Below are 20127 nucleotides of genomic sequence, written 5' to 3' on the forward strand. Positions count from 1 at the left end.
CGACAACTCGAAACAAATAAACCATTCTTGCCACCCAACTTTTTCCATTATGGAACTGCTGTCCATAAATGCTTATTTCCTGACTCTGCAGACATATATACCAAACGCGACCAACGGTATCTTAAGTGGTATTATGCCGCCCATTAGTTGACGTCAATTAATGGCAGAGTGACTCCAGACAGAGACCCGTCATCTTCGATGCCCGGTCTTCCCGCAGCGAACATCCATTGGCTCCATCCGCTATGTACGCCAGCCTCAAGTCAATCACCCTAAGGCCACCCTCCCCAAAAAACGCGCGTCTGGTCACGCTTGTGTTGTGTACGTGCTCGGCGCTTGGCAGCCTGCTGATTTATAGCCTGTCCACTCGCTTGCCGCTGAGTCTGCTGGTACTCAATATCGCCGCATTGGCCTGCGTCTGGGTGCAGTATTGTCTTTCGCGCAAGTCGATAAAGTTTCAACCCCAGGAGTTGGCTGACCGACTGTTGGAGGTTCAGGAAAACGAACGTCACCGGCTCAGTCGGGAACTGCATGATGACATCGGCCAATTGCTGACCGCGGCAAAACTTCAAAGCGACTGGCTCAAACGCCGAATGCCCGAAGAACTTCAGGGCCAGTGTTCGGTACTCTGCGACACGCTGGAAGAAACCCTGACCAAAGTGCGAGACGTATCGGCCATTCTCAATCCGAGGCAACTGACCAGTCTCGGGCTGGAAGCCAGTCTGCGTGCTCATTTACTCAAGACGCTGGCCAACACGCCGGTGCACTGGAGCCTGGAATGCCATCAACGCTTGTCCGGTATACCGGAGGAAATGACGCTGGCCGCCTTTCGAATCACCCAGGAAGCGGTGACCAATATATTGCGCCATGCCGAAGCGAAAAATCTGTTGGTCCGCCTGCAACGTCTGCCGCAGGGCCTGACACTGTTGATCAGTGACGATGGCCTGGGATTCGCGCCAGCGACCGATCCAGGTCGTGAAGGGCAACGTGGAATGGCAGGGATGTCGGAACGGATCAATCAGCTGGGAGGCACACTGAGCGTGACCAGCGAGCCGGGCAAAGGCACTCAAATCGAAGCACTCTTCCCCTGGGCGCCTCGTGCGCTCGAACGGGCCAGTACGAATAAGGTTATGCGTTGACTTGTAACTTACTTCTGGTGGATGACCACTCGCTTATCAGGGCAGGCGTGCGCGCTCTGGTGCTGGATATTCCCGGCTACGCGGTAATCGGTGAGGCCAATGACGGCTCGCAGTTGCTCGAGATGGTCGAGCAACTGTCCCCCGACATCATCCTGCTGGATATTTCCATGAAGGAAACCAGTGGCCTTGACGCCTTGCAGCGACTCAAGCGAGTACGCCCGCAGAGCAAGGTGCTGATCCTGTCGATGCACACCGATCCTGCTCTGATCATGCAGGCACTGGAATCCGGTGCACATGGTTACCTGCTCAAGGACACCACGGCTACCGAGCTCGAACATGCCCTGGATGCCTTGCGTAACGACGAACGCTACCTGAGCCCGGCCATCGCCCACACTGTCATCAACCAGGCGCTGACCCGAACTCAGAAAAACCAGCCGGAACCTGCAGACACGCACAACCTGACAGCGCGTCAGCTGGAAATCCTTCGGCTGATCGTTCGCGGAAAATCCACCCGGGAAATTGCCAATGGCCTGGGCCTCAGCATCAAGACCGTTGAAACCCACCGTTCGCAGATCATGAAGCGCTTGCAGATCTACGATGTGGCGGGCCTGGTTCTGTTCGCCGTGCGCGAGCAGATCATCAGCCTGGATGATTGATCAATTGCGATGACCCCAGCAGCGGCGAGTTTTCAGGTAAATGCACGCGCAGTGCCGCTGGACGTGTCGAGAAACGCAAGTTGTCACCTTCCAGAGGTTCGCCATCAAGGTTGATGTAGAGGCCTTCCGAGACCTTGATTTCGACCCATGGCAACCGGACTCGCACAAACATGTTGTCGATGCCAAAGCCATCGGCGAGCAGGGTTTTCAAGGTGCCGACGACTTCCTGCGGCGCAGGCAGAATACTGATGTCCAGCAGACCGTCGTCCGCCAGCGCTTCTGGACACAACACATGTCCACCGCCGGCCTGCCGGCCATTGCCGATGCCCAATGCCAACAGCTCGCCACTCCACTGGAAATCAGGCCCCTGCAACTCTCCATAGGCTGCGTGCAACTCACTGAAGCGTGATAAACCGGTGAACAGGTAAGCCGCGCCCCCGAGGATTTTTTTCAAGTCCTCCGAGGTGTTTGCCGTGACCTGACTGCCAAAACCGCCCGTGGCCATATTCAGGAACACCTGCCCACCGACCTCCCCCAGATCAATGGCGCTCGGCGCAGCGTCGAGAAGTTCCAGCGCCTGCGCTGGCTCCAGAGGCACACCGGCGGCACGCGCAAAATCATTGGCGGTCCCCAAGGGCATCAGTACCAGACTGGCCTGCGTCGAATGCGACGCCAAGGCTTCGGCAATATCACGCAAGGTACCGTCACCGCCACCGGCGATGATCTGCGTGTAGCCTGCCGCCAGTGCTTCATCTACCAGACGCCGTGCGTCGCCCGCTTCCCAGGTCACTCGAACGGCCAGCTCCCAACCCTGTTTGCGCTTTTCGGCAACGGCAGAACGAACCGCCTCGTTAAGCGCTTGCTTGCCATGCAGAATCAACAGCGCCTTGCGTTCGCTCATTAGTTGTCACTCCCATGATTGAATTCCGTCTGGGAGATGTTGACCTCATCTCGCCACATAAAAGTCGCAAGAATTTGAATTATTTGAAGTCGAGCAGTATGGCGTCCTACAAGGCGGGGCTTTTTCTTACAAGATGTGAGGAATCGGCTCAATTGACCGACCAATGCGATTGGTACACCTTGGCGCCTGCAGTTATCAAACATCAGCAGGAACTACACAGGGACGTGCCATGCAAAGCCAAGAGATCAAGTCACCGGTCATTCCGGTTGCACCGTTCGCAGAAAAACGCGCCAATCATCAAGCTGAATTCAAAAACAGCGAAAAGCCCATTGGAGAAGCTGCCATGGAATCTCGCGTCGTTGAATTGGAGACACACCTCAAATACATCCGACGAGACATGGATGAAGTCCGTAGTGACGTCAAATCCATAAAACACAGGCTTGCCTATTCGGCTATTGGAACAGCCGTCGTCATCGGGGTTCTGGCCTGGATCGCCAATAGCCGTTTCGACCAGGTCGTGACACTCCTGGCTCACCATGGGTAAGCCATGAACGCAAAACCCGGTTCGATCAACCGGGTTTGCGCAGTAAGTCAGCGCCAGGAGTCAGCTCAGGACTTCGCTCAGCGGAATGAAGCCCACGTAGTCACCTTCGATCAGCGTGCGATCCTCCAGCACCTCAACCAGACCATCAGCCCAGGCAGCGCTACGCAGTACACCAGAACTCTGATTCCTGTAGATAATTGCCCGGCCACTCTCCAGACGTCCGCGCAAGTACTCGCGTCGATTGCCTGCTTTTGGCCATGCAAACCCTGCTGGCACCTGAAACTTCAGGGGCTCAACCTCTTTTACACCCTGTCGGCGCAAGAGATAGGGCCTTGCCAACAAAGCAAAGGTCACCAGCGTTGAAGCCGGATTGCCAGGTAAACCAATCACAGGTACGCCGCGAAAATGCCCGAATGTCAGCGGTTTGCCGGGTTTGATGGCGAGTTTCCACAACGTCAACTCGCCCTCTTCACGCAAGGCAATGCCCAGAAAGTCAGCCTCTCCCACCGAGACACCACCGGTGGAAAGGATCAGATCGACATCTTTCAATTCACCCAGGCGAGCGCGAGTGGTTGCTAAATCATCCGGAAGAATACCGGCATCGATCACCTCACAGCCCAAGCGCTGCAACCAACTGCACAGCAACACTCGATTGCTGTTGTAGATCTGTCCCGGCCCCAGAGCCTGACCCGGCTCAATCAGTTCATCCCCGGTGGACAGAACAGCAACGCGAACCTTGCGAATCACGTCCAGCTCTGCGCATCCCAGCGATGCAGCCAACCCCTGTTCGATCGGTCCGAGGCGCGTGCCGGCTGGCAGAATCAATTCACCAACAGTAGCTTCCTGGCCTTGAGGACGAATGTTTTGTCCTGGGGCCATGGTTTCGGTGAAACGTACTCGCTCATCCACCTGAACCTCGGTGTTTTCCTGCATCTCGACGCAATCTGCACCAGCGGGCACTGGCGCACCGGTGAAGATTCGTGCACAGGTGCCAGGCTTCAAGGGCTCCGGAGCCTGACCGGCAAAAATCTTCTGGCTGACCACCAGTGGCTCTCCAGTCCAGTCGGCCACGCGCAAGGCATAACCGTCCATGGCACTGTTAGGCCACGGTGGCAGATCAAGCGTCGAGACCATGTCATCGGCCAGCACCCGGCCCTGAACCTGCGCCAATGGCAAGCGTTCACGCTCACGAATCGGTGAGGCTTCGGCCATTGCCAGCAAGCGTGCCAGTGCCACCTCGACAGCCATCAGACTGCCAGTCTTGCCTGGCTTACCCGCGGGATTCACAGGGTGCCGCCTGTTTGAGATGAGCGACGAAGTTGCACGGCCGGTGCCGCGAATCCAGCTGCTCGGCAAGAATGCCATCCCAACCGGTGCGCACGGCATTGGTCGAACCCGGTAAACAGCAGACCAGCGTGCTATTGGACAAACCGGCCAGGGCACGGGACTGAACAGTAGAGGTGCCAATATCCGCCACCGATATCTGCCTGAACAGCTCACCAAAACCGTCGACCTGTTTATCCAGCAGGCAACTCACCGCTTCCGGAGTGCTGTCGCGTCCCGTGAAACCGGTGCCGCCAGTGATCAGCACCACCTGCACGACATCGTCGGCAATCCACGTGGCGACTTGCGCGCGAATTTTGTAGAGATCATCTTTGAGCAGAACCCGGGCCGCCAGGTTATGGCCGGCAGCGCTCAAACGGTCGACGAAGAGCTGGCCTGAGGTATCGGTTTCCAGAGTACGGGTATCGCTGACCGTCAGCACCGCGATGTTGAGCGGTGCGAAAGGTACATCAGCCTTGGCTTTCATAGGCTCATCCAGTTGTAGGAGAAACAGCCCGGTGTTATATCACAGCGCCTCATTTTTTCGCCGCCCCCATGGAGACCTGCCATGACCTCGAATACACATTTGCCGCCCTGCTCCATTCTGCTCCTGGCAGGTGGTCGTGGCCAACGCATGGGCGGTCAGGACAAAGGGCTGCTGGAATGGCACGGCGAGCCATTGATTGCCCACTTGCACCGCAAGACCCGTTCACTGAGCGATGACCTGATCATCTCCTGCAACAGAAACCTGGAAAAGTACGCGCCCTACGCCGACCAGCTCGTTCATGACGATGAAGGCGACTTTCCTGGCCCCCTGGCCGGGATTCGCGCAGGCCTGAAGGCCGCCCGCCATGCGCATCTGCTGGTGCTGCCGTGTGACGTACCGCGCATCGATGCCGCGCTGCTCAATAGCATGCGCGACGCCGCCAGCCAGCACCCGGATCAACCGCTGATGCTGCGCCATGGCGAACACTGGGAACCGCTGTTGTGCATAATCCCCGTGGCACTCTCGGCCGATTTCGACAGTGCCTGGAACGACGGCGAACGCAGTCCGGGTCGCCTCATGCGCAAACTGGGCGCTACCGCCCTGCAATGCCCCGACAATGACCCACGCCTGGCCAACCTCAACACACCCGAACTGTTAAGTGCCAACTACACTGTGTCAGACTGACAGGAGAAGGAACTTGCGCGCGCTGTACACGTCTCAAGCTCAGTAACCAAAAGAATTCATATTCGGAGACACACTCATGACTCAACGGTCCCTCGCCACTTTCATGCTCGCACTGGGCCTCGCTACCCTCGCCGGTTGCGCATCGCCTACAGTGATCACCTTGAATGACGGTCGAGAAATCCAGGCTGTCGACGCGCCAAAGTTCGATAAGGATTCGGGTTTCTACGAATTCGAACAACTGGATGGCAAGCAGACCCGCATCAACAAGGATCAGGTTCGTACCGTTAAAGAGCTGTAATTTTTGCGGTGACAACCGGATATGGAAAAGCCCGCTTTATGCGGGCTTTTTCGTGGCTGAAGATCAGCAGATTCGCTGAACCTCTTGATCACCACTGCAGGGTGATGGTGCTTTCGAATGCTCTTTCCTCGCCGGTGACCGGGTCCACAAACCGTAATCCCTGAGCGAGCAGTTTCAAAGGATTGGCATAGTCATCCTCAACATCCTTGAGTACCTGCGGATAAAACGGGTCGTTGCAGATGCTGGCGCCCAAGGCTGTCATGTGCACCCGCAACTGATGCTTCTTGCCTGTCACCGGGTAAAGCGCATAACGCCAGAGATCACCGTTCTTCTCCCTGACTTCGACAGCCGTTTCGGTATTGCTGACGCCCGGACCTTCCTGCATGCGGAAGAAAGGCTCGCCATCAATGAGGCGACTCTTATGGACCAATGGAAAAGAGCGTTCAGGCAACGCTCGGGCAATTGCCTCGTAGCGCTTTTCGATCTGCCGTGTCGGAAACAACGACTGATAGGCAGAACGGCTCTGAGGGTTGGCGGAAAACAGCACCAGCCCCGCTGTGTGCCGGTCAATGCGGTGCAAAGGCACCAGATGCGGGTTATCGAGTCGACGGATCAGCCGTCGCAACAGGGTCTGTTCCACGTATTCACCCGCCGGAGTCACTGGCAGAAAATGCGGCTTGTCCGCCACGACCAGATGCTCATCCGCGTACAGAATCGACTCAACCACCGGGATCGCCTTTTCGTCCGGCACCTCACGGAAATAATGAATCCGCAAGCCTTCCTTGTAAGGCAGATCAAGGGCGATCGGCATGCCGTGACCGTCGAGAACACGACCGCGAGCGATTCTGTCCAGCCATTGTTCACGACCGATGGCGCTGAAGTGTTCGCACAGACAATCGAGTACGGTCTGCCACGGACCAGGCGGCAAGTAGAGCGTGCTGGCCTGGTTGTGTGCAGCAGAAAAAGATGAAGTGGACATACGAAAGTTCTAACCCTCAATACAGGGCGGCATTATCCAACAGCGGCCGGAACGAACCTAGAAGAGAATCCTCAAGCCGGTATCTGCGTGCGCGCTGCTGCTTCGGTGAACTCCTTGAGCCAGCGCAGCACATCAACCGCCTCCCATCGACCAGGGTCATAAAGCGCATACAACAAACCCTGATAGCCCACGACATCCAACTGCCGGTGATAGCCCGCGCGCTGGAACAAGGCTTCGATTTCGGCGAAACAGGTATTGAAATGCAGTTTATTGAAGGGAGTTTTCCCTTCTGTCACCAGGCCATCCAGACGCAATTCGAGGACAGCCTCGCGCACCACGTCCGCCGACATCCGGTTCACGCTGTTCTTCAATTGTTCGACATTGACCACGATTCATCCCTCTCACGCCCGGACCGCTTGCCCAAACCCGAAAACCAGGGGTGCAAGGCAGGCATCACGAATAACTGTATGTGCATACAGTATCCGATCAGTGCCGGTAAAGCCAAGGGGATCCATCGCAAAGTTCGACAGGCGGGAACACCGCCACCGCAAAAACCGATCAACGCAGGAGTGCCACCACCTGCTCGGTGCTGAATGGCCAGGCCAACTCAGCGCCGGTGTCGACCCGTCTTAACACCGGAATACGCAGACTGTAAGCTTCGAACCATGTTTCGTCGTCAGCAATATCCACCAGCTCCACCAGCAGACCCTCGCGCTCGACAAATTCCATCAGCATGGCTTCAGCGACTTCACAAAGATGGCAACCAACGGTGCCGAACAGCTGACATTCAGGAAGCATGAGCGCTCAACCGAAAAAAAATTAAGTAACTATTCTAGGCCTGCCCTGAAAAGCCGTCGAGCCATTGAATACTCTACCCTTGAGTCATATCGGCAACGGAGAGCGGCAATACGCTGACGCACATCAGTCGCCTTCAACATCCTTTGCGCGATGCTCACGGATTATTTGCCTCTACGCTTGACTGGTCAGCGTCCATCCCGGAGTTTTTTGTGTTCGCCAACCTGTTGATCATCCTCGCCTCCTCCCTGGTGGTGATTGCACTGTTCCAGCGCCTGCGATTGCCGCCAGTACTGGGCTACCTGTGCGTGGGGCTGATGATCGGGCCGACCGCATTCAACTGGGTTAACGAAAACGAAGAGCTGCCGGACCTCGCCGAGTTAGGCGTGGTGTTCCTGCTGTTCTCCCTCGGGCTGGAATTTTCCCTGTCGAAGATGCTCGCGTTGCGACGAGTGGTGTTTGGGCTTGGCAGCCTACAGGTGCTGTGCTCCGGGATGCTGCTAGGGGGTTTACTGATGCTGCTCGGCATGCCGATCACACCTGCGCTGTTACTCGGCGCCGGCCTGTCGCTGTCTTCCACGGCCATTGTCAGTAAAGAGCTGAGCAGTCTCGGCGAGATTTTCAGCAGTCACGGCCAGAATGCCATCGCCGTGTTGCTGTTCCAGGACGTCGTGGCGGTATTGCTGCTGACCCTGGTGCCGGTGTTCGCTGGCAGCAGCGACCAGGCCTGGTATTGGGCGCTGCCACTGACGCTGGGTAAAACCGTCGTATTGTTCGTCGGTCTGCTGCTGGCCAGTCGCTGGGTACTGCCGCGGCTGTTCCATGAAGTGGCGGCTGCCCGTTCCCCGGAACTGTTCGTGCTACTGGCGCTGGTCATTGTTCTGCTGACAGCGTGGCTGACGCACCTGCTCGGTCTCTCCCCCGCTCTGGGTGCGTTTCTCGCCGGCATGCTGCTGGGGGAAAGCCACTACCGGCATCAGATCGAGGCCGACATCCGCCCGTTCCGCGACATCCTGCTCGGGCTGTTCTTCGTCAGTATCGGCATGATGATCGATTTGCAGTTGTTCGTCAGTCACGGCCTGCTGATTCTCGGCCTGACCCTGGGGTTGTTGCTGCTCAAGGGCAGCGTCGTTGCGCTGCTGGTCAAATGGCGTGGCAGCGATGGCGAAACCGCCTGGCGCAGCGGCCTGGCATTGGCCCAGGGCGGCGAGTTCTGCTTTGCGCTGATGGCACAGATGCAGCAGAACAAACTCATGCCCGCGGAATTTGGCGGCCTGTTGCTGGCGGCGACCTTTTGTTCGATGCTCGTCACGCCGTTGTTGCTGCGCGCCGCCCCCCACATCGCCACACGCCTGCATCGCAAACCCAACGAAGAAGCAAAACTTGAAGAAATCAGCGCGCTCAACGCCGGGTTACACAACCATGTCGTTATATGTGGCTACGGTCGTGTAGGTCAGTCAATCGGACGCGCACTACGCAACGCGCAGCAACCCTACATCGCACTGGATACCGATCCGGTGCGTGTCCACGAAGCCGCCGTTGGTGAAGCCTGTGTGCATTATGGCGACTCACGTCGCGGTGAACTGCTGGTCGCGATAGGGCTGGAGCGCGCCAGGCTGTTGGTGATCGCCGTGGATCAGGCCGACATCGCGCTGCTGATCCTCAAGGAAGCGCGGCGACTGAACGCGACCGTGCCGATTCTGGTGCGCACGCGTGACGACAGCCAACTGGCCGAGTTGAAGGCAGCCGGCGCCAGCGAAGTCGTGCCTGAACTGCTGGAGTCGAGCCTGATGCTCGCCTCCCACGCGCTGATCATGCTGGGATTACCCGCGCATCAGGTACAGGAGCGGGCCGACCAGATTCGGCACGACCGCTATCGTCTGCTGCACGGTTTCTATCCTGGCGCTGACGACGAAGAGACCTAGTCCTGGCTCACAGCGCCAATCTTGTGCACCGACAAGTCAGCGCCGTAATACTCTTCTTCCTGACTCAGGCGCAGACCATGGAACGCCTTGATCGTGCCATACACGGCAAAGCCACCAGCCAGCGCCACAACCACCCCCAACGCAGTGCCGATCAACTGGCTGATCAGACTCACGCCGCCCAGCCCACCCAGCGCGCTCTGGCCGAAAATGCCGCAGGCGATTCCGCCCCAGACGCCACACAAACCATGCAACGGCCAAACCCCCAGCACATCGTCGATGCGCCATTTGACTTGAGCCGCAGTGAAGCACCATACAAACAATGCGCCGGCGATGACGCCAGTGATCAGCGCGCCCACCGGATGCATCAGATCGGAACCGGCGCAGATCGCCACCAGCCCGGCCAGCGGGCCGTTATGCAGAAAGCCCGGGTCATTGCGCCCGACGATCAGCGCCGCCACGGTACCGCCGACCATGGCCATCAACGAGTTCACCGCCACCAGTCCGCTGACACCTTGCAAGGTTTGCGCGCTCATCACGTTGAAACCGAACCAGCCAACGATCAGGATCCACGACCCCAGCGCCAAAAAGGGAATGCTCGAGGGCGCGAACGCCACCAGTCGTCCTTCGCGATAACGACCATTGCGCGGCCCGAGCAACAACACCGCCGCCAGAGCCAGCCAACCGCCCATGGCGTGAACCACCACCGAGCCGGCGAAATCATGGAAACTGGCGCCAAAGTGCTCCAGCAACCAGGCTTGCAAGCCAAAGTTGCCGTTCCAGATCATGCCCTCGAAGAACGGATAGATGAACGCTACGATCAATGCCGTGGCGCACAACTGCGGAACGAACCGGGCACGCTCGGCGATGCCCCCGGAAATGATCGCGGGTATCGCCGCAGCAAAGGTCAGCAGGAAGAAAAACTTCACCAGCCCATAGCCATGATCAGCATTGATCACAGCCGCCGGTTGCATGAAGGTCACCCCATAGGAAATCCAATAGCCTATAAAGAAGTAGGCCAGGGTCGAAATGGCGAAGTCACTGAGAATCTTCGACAAGGCATTGACCTGGTTCTTTTGTCGAACCGTGCCGACTTCAAGAAAGGCAAAACCGGCGTGCATCGCCAGCACCATGACCGCGCCGATCAGAATGAACAATGTATTGGAGCTATGGACCAGACTGTCCACAGCGCTTTGCAGATTTTCCATGGGGTTGGCAGACCTGAAGGCTAAAAAAGCACCAAAGCAGTTCGCACAGACAATTCATGCACCAAATTGCACCTTGTCGGGATCAGCAGATAGCCCCCGATGAGCCGCCTTGGCGCACAAGGTTGGAACCTTTGCGCGAGTTTTCATTATTTGAGATAAGGTTTTGCTCGAATCCTGCCCAGCAACAGCGCAACGGCGCAGGCAGACGCACCACGACGTAGCAAAAGTTGTACCAGTCATTTGTACTGAACCTTCGCGCAAGGCTCATACTCGAACGCTTCAGAAGCCACTTACGGAGATCCACCCATGGCCAGCATCAAGGCAAAGACTGCTCAAGAAATCCTGATGACCGATTTTCAGACTCTGGTCAACGACACCGAACGGTTGCTGGAACACACGGCAACGTTGGCCGGCGATCAGGCTGATGAGCTGCGCGAGCAAATCCACGACAGTCTGCTGCGTGCGCGCGAAACCTTGAAATTGACCGAAGATTCCCTGCGCGAACGCAGCAAGGCTGCCGTTACCGCCACCGAAGACTATGTCCAGGCCAACCCATGGCAATCGGTCGGGATCGCGGCCGGCGTGGGTTTCCTGATTGGCTTGCTGGCCACTCGGCGCTGATATGGCGATCGGCGAATCCGGCTCGTCCGCGACGGGCCCAAGCTCCTCACCGCGGCGCCTGGGTGCTGCTTTTCTTGGACTGCTGCACAGCCATGTCGAACTGTTCGGCATCGAATTGCAGGAACAAAAAGCCCGCACGGTAAGCCTATTGCTATTCGCAGGCCTGGCGCTGGTTTTTGCCTTGCTGTTGCTGGTGGGATTGTCGACGCTGGTGATGATCCTGTTTTGGGACACCTATCGCTTGCCCGCCATCATCGCGCTCTGCGTGTTCTACACCCTTGCCTGCGTCTTCTGCGGGATGCGCTTGAGAGCGGCGATTTTCGATGAGTCCTCACCCTTCCACGGCACTCTGGAAGAATTGGCCAACGATCGGGAGCGTCTGCTGCCATGAGCCTGCCTGAACTGCCTCACAACAGCTCGCGCACCGAAATGCGCAAGGCGCTAATCCGCCTGCGCATGGAAATGCATCGTCAGGAAATCCGCCACGAATCCGCGCAACTGCTGCAACCCTTGCAGCGCATGCGCGGGATGACGCAAAACCTGCAAGATGGCTTCGGCATCAAGCACGCTCCACTCTGGGGCGTGGCAGCCGTCACCTTGCTGGGCTTTCTGACGGGCAAGGGCGCCAAAAGCGGTGGCGTCAGCAGCCTCACTCGACTGGTTCGTCTGGGCGCCACGCTGGGGCCATTGATCAAGCTGGTCATGCAAGGCTCTTCGCGTAAACACTAAGGCCGTTATCTGGCTGCATTCTTGCAACATCGGGATTGAACCTCTTTATCGAGGGGTTCAATCCTGCGTGCCTACCCGGTGAACAGGTTTTATCCAATAACAAGACCTGACCAAGGAGGCCTCGTGATCGACGGGCAACCGCTCGCCTGCTTTCAACCATTCATCGATACCGCCACCGGCCGTATCGCTGGCATCGAGGCCCTGGGTCGATTGCGCCACGCTGACGGACAACTGGCTTCGGTGGGGCCGCTGTTCGCCGACCCGCGAACGCCCGCTATCGCGCTGCGTCGTCTGGATCGCCAGATCCGCGATAACGCGCTGAGCCGCCTGCATGAAGCGCCCGAGGACTGGTTTCTGAGCCTGAACATATCGCCACGCTGGATCAACCGCTTGCGGCCGGACCAGGCTCTACCGAGCCTCAAGCAATTGAGCAAGCACAACGTCGACCCGCAACGCATTGTCTTCGAGATCACCGAACTGGGGGGCGATATTCAGCGCCTGGCCGACGTTGTGGCGCGCTACCGACAGGCCGGCGCGCGGATCGCCATCGATGATTTCGGTGCCGGTTACTCTCAGCTTGATCGCGTGCTCGCGCTGCAACCGGACATTCTCAAGCTCGACATGCGCCTGTTCCAGGCTGCTGCGTTGGGTGGACCGAGCAGCGACGTGGTCAAGGCTCTGGCGCAAATGGCGGAGAAAACCGGTTGCTGGATCATCGCCGAAGGGGTGGAAACCGAAGCTCAACTGAGTTTTGCCCTGGAGTGCGGTTCGCGCTACGTTCAGGGTTTTCTGTTCGCCCGGGCACAAGCCGGTTTCTTTGCCACGGACGCCTTTGTCGAGCGCTTCGCGCAACTGCGTCAGCGCTACGTTCAGCAGAAGCTGGCTGAGCGCGGTCGCCTGATGCTCATGCGCCAGCAACTCAGCGAGCTAATGACCATCCTGCAAGCATGGGCTCAGGCCCGAGCACCGCTCAGCGCCTTGCCACAACTGGATGCATTTCCCTGGCTGCTGCGCTTCTACCAATGCGACCGCCACGGCACGCAGCTGACGCCCAACCTTGAATGGCGCAACAACGGCTGGGAGGCCGACAATCGCTACCTGGGTCACAACTGGTCATGGCGTCCCTACTTCTATCATCTGCTGGCAGAGGGTTGGGATGAGCGCAGGTTGACGCTCTCCAATACTTACCGCGATGCCACCACCAACCAGTACTGCCTCACCGCCGGGCAATTTTTCGACCACGGCGAGCGACTGCTGCTCATCGATATCGACGCCGCCGGGCTGTAGTTCCGCTTGCAGGTCCGGACGCGAACCCGGAAGCTTAAGCAATCAAACACCTGACGGAGAGAACCCGCCTTGGATTGGCAAACCCTGCTTACTCGCGAACGCCTCGGAAAGCCTCTGCACAGCCCGGAAGAACTCGGCCGCAGCCCTTTCCACAAAGACCACGACCGGATCATTTTCTCGGGTGCGTTTCGCCGCCTCGGGCGTAAGACCCAGGTCCATCCGGTCACCAGCAACGATCATATCCACACGCGCCTGACCCACTCGCTGGAAGTCAGCTGCGTCGGCCGTTCGCTGGGCATGCGCGTTGGCGAAACCATCCGCAGCGCCCTGCCCGACTGGTGCGAGCCCAGCGACCTGGGCATGGTGGTGCAATCGGCTTGCCTGGCCCATGACATCGGCAATCCGCCCTTCGGCCATTCCGGCGAAGACGCGATTCGCCACTGGTTCCAGCAAGCCGCCGGCCGTGGCTGGCTGGATGCAATGAGCGAAGTCGAACGTAATGACTTCCTCAATTTCGAAGGCAATGCCCAAGGCTTCCGGGTACTCACCCAGCTGGAATATCACCAGTTCGACGGCGGCACCCGGCTGACCTACGCCACGCTGGGTACCTATCTGAAGTATCCATGGACGGCAAAACACGCGGATTCACTGGGCTACAAGAAACACAAGTTCGGCTGCTATCAGAGCGAATTACCGCTTCTGGAACAAATCGCCCATAAACTCGGCCTGCCGCAACTCGAGGAACAGCGTTGGGCGCGCCATCCGCTCGTGTATCTGATGGAAGCTGCCGATGACATCTGTTACGCGCTGATTGATCTGGAAGACGGTCTGGAAATGGAGTTGCTGGAGTACGCCGAAGTCGAGTCCCTGTTGCTGGACCTTGTGGGTGACGATTTGCCGGAAACCTATCGCCAGCTTGGTCCACTGGATTCGCGCCGGCGCAAACTGGCAATCCTGCGAGGCAAAGCCATTGAACACTTGACCAACGCCGCAGCCCGGGCCTTTGTCGAGCAACAGGACGCGTTACTGGCCGGCACGCTGCCCGGTGATCTGGTGGAGCACATGCACGGCCCTGCCAAGCGTTGCGTCCTGAATGCGAAGGACATGGCGCGAAAAAAAATCTTCCAGGACAAGCGCAAGACCCTGCATGAAATCGGCGCCTACACCACGCTGGAAATCCTGCTCAATGCCTTCTGCGGCGCGGCACTGGAACAGCATAACGGTCGAACGCCGTCCTTCAAGAGTCGCCGAGTCCTCGACCTCTTGGGTAACAATGCGCCCGATCCCCACGGCCCATTGCACGCCTCATTTCTACGGATGATTGATTTCATCGCCGGCATGACCGACAGCTATGCAAGCGAAATGGCGCTGGAGATGACCGGTCGTTCGAGCCACTGATGAGACCCGGGTGATCAACCATTACGCCGCCTGCAATGGTTGATTGACCTCTCAAAGCCCAAGTGCACTCAACGTTCGCCGAATCCCCCTACAACATGTGCTGAGCTAACTGATCGATTATTCGGTAACCTCGCGAAATAATCTCGCTTCCTTCAGCCCGACAGAAGAAGCGTGAATACTCCTATGTTCAAAGACGATCTGCGCATATTGATAGTGGAAGACCATCCCTTCCAACTCCGGGCGACTCAATACCTGCTTGAGAGTTACGGTTTCACCCAACTGACCACCACCGACAGTGCCAATGGCGCCTTGCAACAAATGCTCAAGGCTGTGCAACCGTTTGATATTCTTTTGTGCGATCAATGTCTGCCCGACCTCTGCGGGCTTGATCTGGTCGAATTCGCCAGCCACCGGGGGATGATCAGACAGGCGATACTGTTAAGCAGCCTGACATCCGTTGAACTGGATAAACTTGAAAAAAAGGCCAACGAACACGGACTGCCATTGTTGGGGTACTTGATCAAACCGCTGAAACAATCCGAATTTAGAAACTTGTTGACCTTGGCCTCATTGTAAAAAATCGCATAACAAGCGCACTAAAAATTCAACCCGAACATGACTCAAAACTTACAATTTAACACTTCCAACTTCTCGATTAACTATCAACAACCTTTACCCTTCTACATAAAAAACCTAGTTGATACGTAGTCCTATTCCTCTTCAGCTGTAGGATTGTTCCTATATTGCCGCTGCAGGTCCGTCAGCTCATGCGTCGCCTCAACTATCTGAGCTAAGGTGCGCGCTTTATTAGAGCTCGTATGGGATTTGATTATGAACTCCGTTTTTATTGTCGACGATCACCCGGTCATCCGCCTTGCCGTCAGAATGTTACTTGAACATGAAGGTTACAAAGTCGTCGGCGAAACTGATAATGGGGTCGACGCCATGCAGATGGTTCGCGAATGCATGCCTGACCTGGTCATTCTCGACATCAGTATTCCCAAACTGGATGGGCTGGAAGTTCTCGCTCGTTTCAACGCAATGAGTACCCGCCTGAAAACATTGGTATTAACAGCACAGTGCCCGACACTTTTCGGTATTCGCTGCATGCAATCCGGCGCATCGGGATATGTGTGCAAACAGGAAGACCTGAGTGAGCTGGTCAGTGCTATAAAGGCCGTATTGTCAGGTTACAACTATTTCCCAAGTCAGGCCTTGAATCCTGTTCGCTGTGATGACGCACGTTTCGCCGACCTGGAACTGTTCAAGTCAGTCAATGACCGGGAACTGATGGTATTGCAACTCTTTGCCCAAGGACGCACCAACAAGGAAATTGCCAAAGGCATGTTTCTGAGCAACAAGACTGTCAGCACTTATAAAAAACGCCTCATGCAAAAACTCAAGGCCAAATCCCTGGTTGAACTCATCGATATGGCAAAACGTAACGCGTTAGTGTGAGGGACAGGATGCCCAGTCGTATAAAGGATTATTTGACACTCATGGCCGCAGGTTTATGCCTGAACACCTCAGTGGCCACGGCGCAGACCGTCAGCGAGAACTACACCCTGATGAGTCGCTCGATGGCCGGACACCAGGAAGTCCAACTGGATAAATCACAACGACAATGGATTGAGAATAAACAGGAACTGATCCTTGGCACGTCAGCCCCGGACTACCCCCCTTTTGACCTGACCATCAGTGGTCACGACTACGAAGGTTTTACCGCCGATTACGCAGGTATCCTTGGCAAAACAACCGGTTTGCCCATCAAGGTTCTGCGCTTTGTGTCCCGGGAGATCGCGATCGAGGCACTCGAAAACGGTGAGATTGATTTGCTGGGGACCGCCAATGGATTTGAAGCTCACAACGCTGACATCGTACTTTCCACTCCCTACGCCGTAGACCAGCCGGTTCTGGTGACACGCGAAGATGAAACCAGATCCTTGACCGATGGCCTGGCCGGTCTACGGCTGAGCATGGTGTATCACTATTTGCCACTGGAGGAGGTCAAGGCAATGTATCCGGGGGCGATCATCACGTCCTTTCCGTCCTACCAGAATGCGATCAATGCCGTTGCCTTCGACCAGGCTGACGTTTTTCTGGGTGACACCATTTCTACCCATTACATGATCAACAAGGGGTATCTGAACAACATCCGCATGGCCAACTTCGGCAAACACGAAGCACACGGTTTCAGCTTTGCCGTGCACAAGGACAACCCGCAACTGCTCGGGATCATCAACGCAATGCTCATGGCCATCCCCTCCAGCGAACGAGACAACATTGCCAAGCGCTGGAGTGCCGGCAGTGACATGCTGCTCACCGATCAAAAACTGCAGCTCACCCACAACGAGGAGCGCTGGCTGGCGCAACACCCGGTAGTGCGTGTGGTGGTCAATGAGGCTTTTGCGCCGCTGTCGTTTTTTGACAGTGATGGCAACTTTCGTGGGGTTACCGCGGACTTGCTAGAGCTGATCAGATTGCGCACCGGCATGCGCTTCGACGTCCGTCGCAGCCGCAGTGATGACGAGATGATCGAGCAGATCAGGGACAACAAGGCCGACTTGATCGCCGCCCTGCTCCCCAGCGCCCAACGTGAAACGACGTTGAACTTCACCCGCCCCTACCTGCAAAACTCCTTTGTCCTGTTGACTCGCAAAGCCGCCGACAGCCCGGCAAGCCTTGCGCAGTTGCAGGACAAACGCCTGGCAATCGCCCAAGGCAATCCCCTGGTGGATTACCTGCGCAGCGAGTTCCCGCGGATCAGGCTGATTGAAACCCTGGACACGTTCAGCGCCGTGGAGTTGCTGGCCGAGGGCAAGGCAGAAGGTGCGGTGAACTCACTGGTGATTGCCAACTACTTCATCTCATCGCAGCTCTTCGAGCACACCCTTCAAATCAGTACCACCATCGGCACCCGGCAGGCCGCGTTCTCCCTGGCCACAGGCAGGGAAGCCAAAGAACTGAACGCCATCCTCAACAAGGCACTGCTGAGTATTGCGCCGGAAGAACTGGGCATCATCAACAGCCGCTGGCGCGGCTATTCGGCGTCCTCGCAAAGTACCTGGCGCAACTATCACCGTCTGTTCTACCAAATCGTTATCGGTGCCGGGGTGCTGCTGCTGATTTCCATTGCCTGGAACGCTTACATGCGTCGCCAGATAAAGCAGCGTCAGGCGGCCGAGCGAGCGTTGAACGATCAACTCGAATTCATGCGATCACTGGTCAACGGGACGCCTCATCCCATCTATGTGCGCGATCGCCAGGGACTGCTGCAAAGCTGCAACGACAGTTACCTGGAAGCCTTCTGCGCGAGACGTGAAGACGTCATCGGCAAAGGCGTCATGCAAGCCAACATGAGCAATGCGTTCGAAGCCCGGGAATATCAGGCCGATTACCAGCGCGTCGTGGCCGAGGGCATACCGCTGATTCTCGATCGTGCGCTGCACATCGGCGACCGCAGACTGACGATTTACCACTGGATTCTTCCCTACCGTGATTCGAGCGGTGAAGTACAAGGCATCATTGGCGGCTGGATCGACATCAGCGAACGGCGGCAACTGTTCGATGATCTGCGCTATGCCAAAGAACGTGCCGATGAAGCCAACCGAGCCAAAACCACTTTTCTGGCGACCATGAGCCATGAGATCCGCACCCCAATGAATGCGGTCATCGGCATGCTCGAACTCACGCTGAAACGCATCGATCATGAGCACCCGGATCGCCCGGCCATCGATGTGGCGTACAACTCGGCGAAGGACCTGCTGGAGCTGATCGGGGACATCCTCGACATTGCACGGATTGAATCCGGACGGCTGAGCCTGAGCCCGGAGCGGGTCAATCCAAGTGAAATCGTGGCCTCGGTGGTACGGGTCTTCGATGGACTGGCGCGCCAGAAAAGTCTCCGGCTGCTGCTGGAATTTCGCCCTGCCAATCCGGGGTTTGATGTCCTGTTGGACCCGATGCGCTTCAAGCAGGTGCTGTCCAACCTGGTAAGCAACGCCATCAAGTTTACGGAGCACGGCCAAATCAGAATCATCGTCGACCTGCAGCCAACCGCCGAGACTGAGCGGGTCCGGATGCTGTTGCAGGTTCACGACAGCGGCATAGGGATCAGTGAACAGGATCAGCGGCGGTTGTTCGAACCTTTCGCTCAGGCTGATCACTCCGGGCAGTCAGCCAGAGGCGGTGCGGGGCTTGGGCTGGTGATCAGCCGCAGCCTGTGCGAAATGATGGGCGGCAGCCTGAAATTCAGCAGCCAGCAGGGTGTCGGCACTCACGTCGAGGTGTCGTTGCACCTGCCAACCCTGCCACTCGTACAGATGCCGGAGCCTGCTGAAGCGCAAATCCGCACCACGACGACCCCCTTGAATGTTCTGGTGGTCGACGATCATCCCGCCAATCGCTTGCTCATGTGCCAGCAACTGGAGTTTCTGGGTCACCGATTCAGCGTCGCGCCGGATGGCCAGGCGGGGTTTCAGGCATGGGAAGTCGAGCCGTTCGATCTGGTGATTGTCGATTGCAATATGCCGATCATGAACGGATACGAACTGACCCGCGCCATCCGCCGACATGAACAACAAACGCGCCGCCCGCCCTGTACCGTGCTGGGTTTTACCGCCAACGCACAACCGGAAGAAATACAACGCTGCAAACAAGCCGGGATGGACGACTGCCTGTTCAAGCCCCTTACCCTGACAGCCTTGAGTCAGTGGGTTGAAGGTATCAGGCCAACCGTCCGCAATCCCGCGTTCAGCCTGCAAGGATTGCGTCTTTTGACCGGCGGAGATCCGGTATTGGACCAGCGACTGTTGACCGAACTGTTGAACAGCAACCGTCTGGACCGACAAGAACTGCTGGCGCTGTCCCCCTCCAATGAACCTCAGCCATTTCTCGACGTCGCCCACAAAATCAAGGGCGCCGCCCGAATCGTCCAGGCATCCCGGGTGATCGACAGCTGCGAGGCGCTGGAAAAGGCCTGCCATGAAGTGTTTCATCACGACGAAGTGGCCGATTGCAGCAAGGCTATAGAGCGCGCCATGCTCGAACTGGAGCAAGCATTGCAGCAACAGATCGGCCAAAACGATAAAAGCAGAATGACAGAGCCTTAACTATGCTTGGACGCTGAGCAGTGCGTTAACTATCATGGAGAAACCTGC

General features: G+C 57.2%; 21 protein-coding genes. 14 read left to right on the forward strand and 7 right to left on the reverse strand.

The genetic code is table 11. From position 1 onward, the window contains the following. The first annotated feature begins 242 nt into the window (after positions 1 to 242). Together JFU47_RS09100 and JFU47_RS09105 are read left to right on the forward strand one after the other, a co-directional pair. Positions 243 to 1136 (forward strand): sensor histidine kinase, encoded by an 894-nt coding sequence (locus JFU47_RS09100; RefSeq protein WP_201185177.1) that lies wholly within the window; start codon positions 243 to 245, stop codon positions 1134 to 1136. Continuing rightward, on the forward strand, positions 1133 to 1792 hold the full coding sequence (locus tag JFU47_RS09105) for a response regulator (RefSeq protein WP_201182580.1): 660 nt from the start codon (positions 1133 to 1135) through the stop codon (positions 1790 to 1792). Before JFU47_RS09100 ends, JFU47_RS09105 begins: the two co-directional genes overlap by 4 nt. Here JFU47_RS09105 and yegS read toward each other — a convergent pair. Beyond that, entirely contained in the window at positions 1776 to 2693 is a 918-nt protein-coding gene (gene yegS / locus JFU47_RS09110; protein WP_201182581.1) for a lipid kinase YegS, read from the reverse strand. The genes JFU47_RS09105 and yegS overlap by 17 nt on opposite strands. 229 nt (positions 2694 to 2922) lie before the next feature. Here yegS and JFU47_RS09115 point away from each other — a divergent pair, with 229 nt between their 5' ends. Next, complete coding sequence (locus JFU47_RS09115; RefSeq protein ID WP_201182582.1) at positions 2923 to 3237, forward strand: hypothetical protein; 315 nt, start codon at positions 2923 to 2925, stop codon at positions 3235 to 3237. Positions 3238 to 3297: 60 nt separating this feature from the next. Here the strand turns inward: JFU47_RS09115 and JFU47_RS09120 are convergent, their stop codons facing one another. After that, positions 3298 to 4524, reverse strand: a complete 1227-nt coding sequence (locus JFU47_RS09120) for a molybdopterin-binding protein (protein ID WP_201182583.1) — start codon at positions 4522 to 4524, stop codon at positions 3298 to 3300. Continuing rightward, on the reverse strand, positions 4508 to 5047 hold the full coding sequence (gene moaB / locus JFU47_RS09125) for a molybdenum cofactor biosynthesis protein B (protein ID WP_201182584.1): 540 nt from the start codon (positions 5045 to 5047) through the stop codon (positions 4508 to 4510). Before moaB ends, JFU47_RS09120 begins: the two co-directional genes overlap by 17 nt. A gap of 81 nt (positions 5048 to 5128) precedes the next feature. Between moaB and mobA the strand changes: the two genes are divergently transcribed. Both mobA and JFU47_RS09135 read left to right on the forward strand, forming a co-directional pair. Further along, a complete protein-coding gene (gene mobA / locus JFU47_RS09130; RefSeq protein ID WP_192410941.1) occupies positions 5129 to 5731 on the forward strand; it encodes a molybdenum cofactor guanylyltransferase MobA in 603 nt (200 codons plus the stop codon). A gap of 76 nt (positions 5732 to 5807) precedes the next feature. After that, entirely contained in the window at positions 5808 to 6029 is a 222-nt protein-coding gene (locus JFU47_RS09135; RefSeq protein ID WP_140683457.1) for a YgdI/YgdR family lipoprotein, read from the forward strand. A gap of 88 nt (positions 6030 to 6117) precedes the next feature. Here the strand turns inward: JFU47_RS09135 and JFU47_RS09140 are convergent, their stop codons facing one another. The 3 genes from JFU47_RS09140 to JFU47_RS09150 all read right to left on the reverse strand — a co-directional run bounded on the left by JFU47_RS09140 (position 6118) and on the right by JFU47_RS09150 (position 7806). After that, positions 6118 to 7008 carry a pseudouridine synthase gene (locus JFU47_RS09140; RefSeq protein ID WP_201182585.1) on the reverse strand — a complete coding sequence of 297 codons (891 nt, stop codon included), beginning with the start codon at positions 7006 to 7008 and terminating at the stop codon, positions 6118 to 6120. Positions 7009 to 7079: 71 nt separating this feature from the next. After that, a complete protein-coding gene (locus tag JFU47_RS09145) occupies positions 7080 to 7397 on the reverse strand; it encodes a hypothetical protein (protein ID WP_008145883.1) in 318 nt (105 codons plus the stop codon). Positions 7398 to 7566: 169 nt separating this feature from the next. Continuing rightward, positions 7567 to 7806: a glutaredoxin family protein gene (locus tag JFU47_RS09150; protein ID WP_140683451.1), complete on the reverse strand. Its 240-nt coding sequence runs from the start codon at positions 7804 to 7806 to the stop codon at positions 7567 to 7569. Positions 7807 to 8015: 209 nt separating this feature from the next. On the opposite strand from JFU47_RS09150, the gene JFU47_RS09155 reads away from it, so the two are divergent. Beyond that, entirely contained in the window at positions 8016 to 9728 is a 1713-nt protein-coding gene (locus JFU47_RS09155) for a monovalent cation:proton antiporter-2 (CPA2) family protein (protein ID WP_201182587.1), read from the forward strand. Here JFU47_RS09155 and JFU47_RS09160 read toward each other — a convergent pair. Further along, on the reverse strand, positions 9725 to 10933 hold the full coding sequence (locus JFU47_RS09160; protein ID WP_140683445.1) for an ammonium transporter: 1209 nt from the start codon (positions 10931 to 10933) through the stop codon (positions 9725 to 9727). The two genes, JFU47_RS09155 and JFU47_RS09160, sit on opposite strands and share 4 nt — an antisense overlap. Before the next feature lie 306 nt (positions 10934 to 11239). Here JFU47_RS09160 and JFU47_RS09165 point away from each other — a divergent pair, with 306 nt between their 5' ends. From JFU47_RS09165 to JFU47_RS09200, 8 genes are all read left to right on the forward strand, one after another. Beyond that, on the forward strand, positions 11240 to 11554 hold the full coding sequence (locus JFU47_RS09165; RefSeq protein ID WP_123368965.1) for a DUF883 family protein: 315 nt from the start codon (positions 11240 to 11242) through the stop codon (positions 11552 to 11554). 1 nt (position 11555) lies between these two features. Continuing rightward, positions 11556 to 11945, forward strand: coding sequence for a phage holin family protein (locus tag JFU47_RS09170; protein ID WP_201182589.1), 390 nt, complete (start codon positions 11556 to 11558; stop codon positions 11943 to 11945). Continuing rightward, positions 11942 to 12283, forward strand: a complete 342-nt coding sequence (locus tag JFU47_RS09175) for a hypothetical protein (RefSeq protein ID WP_201182591.1) — start codon at positions 11942 to 11944, stop codon at positions 12281 to 12283. Before JFU47_RS09170 ends, JFU47_RS09175 begins: the two co-directional genes overlap by 4 nt. Before the next feature lie 123 nt (positions 12284 to 12406). Beyond that, on the forward strand, positions 12407 to 13570 hold the full coding sequence (locus tag JFU47_RS09180) for an EAL domain-containing protein (RefSeq protein WP_201182593.1): 1164 nt from the start codon (positions 12407 to 12409) through the stop codon (positions 13568 to 13570). Between the two features lie 69 nt (positions 13571 to 13639). Continuing rightward, positions 13640 to 14968 carry a deoxyguanosinetriphosphate triphosphohydrolase gene (locus tag JFU47_RS09185; protein ID WP_056742437.1) on the forward strand — a complete coding sequence of 443 codons (1329 nt, stop codon included), beginning with the start codon at positions 13640 to 13642 and terminating at the stop codon, positions 14966 to 14968. A 183-nt stretch (positions 14969 to 15151) separates the two neighbouring features. Continuing rightward, a complete protein-coding gene (locus JFU47_RS09190; RefSeq protein WP_201182595.1) occupies positions 15152 to 15544 on the forward strand; it encodes a response regulator in 393 nt (130 codons plus the stop codon). A 255-nt stretch (positions 15545 to 15799) separates the two neighbouring features. Next, positions 15800 to 16426: a response regulator transcription factor gene (locus tag JFU47_RS09195; protein WP_046049241.1), complete on the forward strand. Its 627-nt coding sequence runs from the start codon at positions 15800 to 15802 to the stop codon at positions 16424 to 16426. Between the two features lie 8 nt (positions 16427 to 16434). Next, the gene (locus JFU47_RS09200; protein ID WP_201182597.1) at positions 16435 to 20079 is read left to right on the forward strand and encodes a transporter substrate-binding domain-containing protein; all 3645 of its coding nucleotides are present in this window, start codon (positions 16435 to 16437) and stop codon (positions 20077 to 20079) included. Positions 20080 to 20127: the final 48 nt, after the last annotated feature.

The organism is Pseudomonas sp. TH39(2020) (assembly GCF_016650715.1).
Classification (GTDB): Bacteria; Pseudomonadota; Gammaproteobacteria; order Pseudomonadales; family Pseudomonadaceae; genus Aquipseudomonas; species Aquipseudomonas mandelii_C.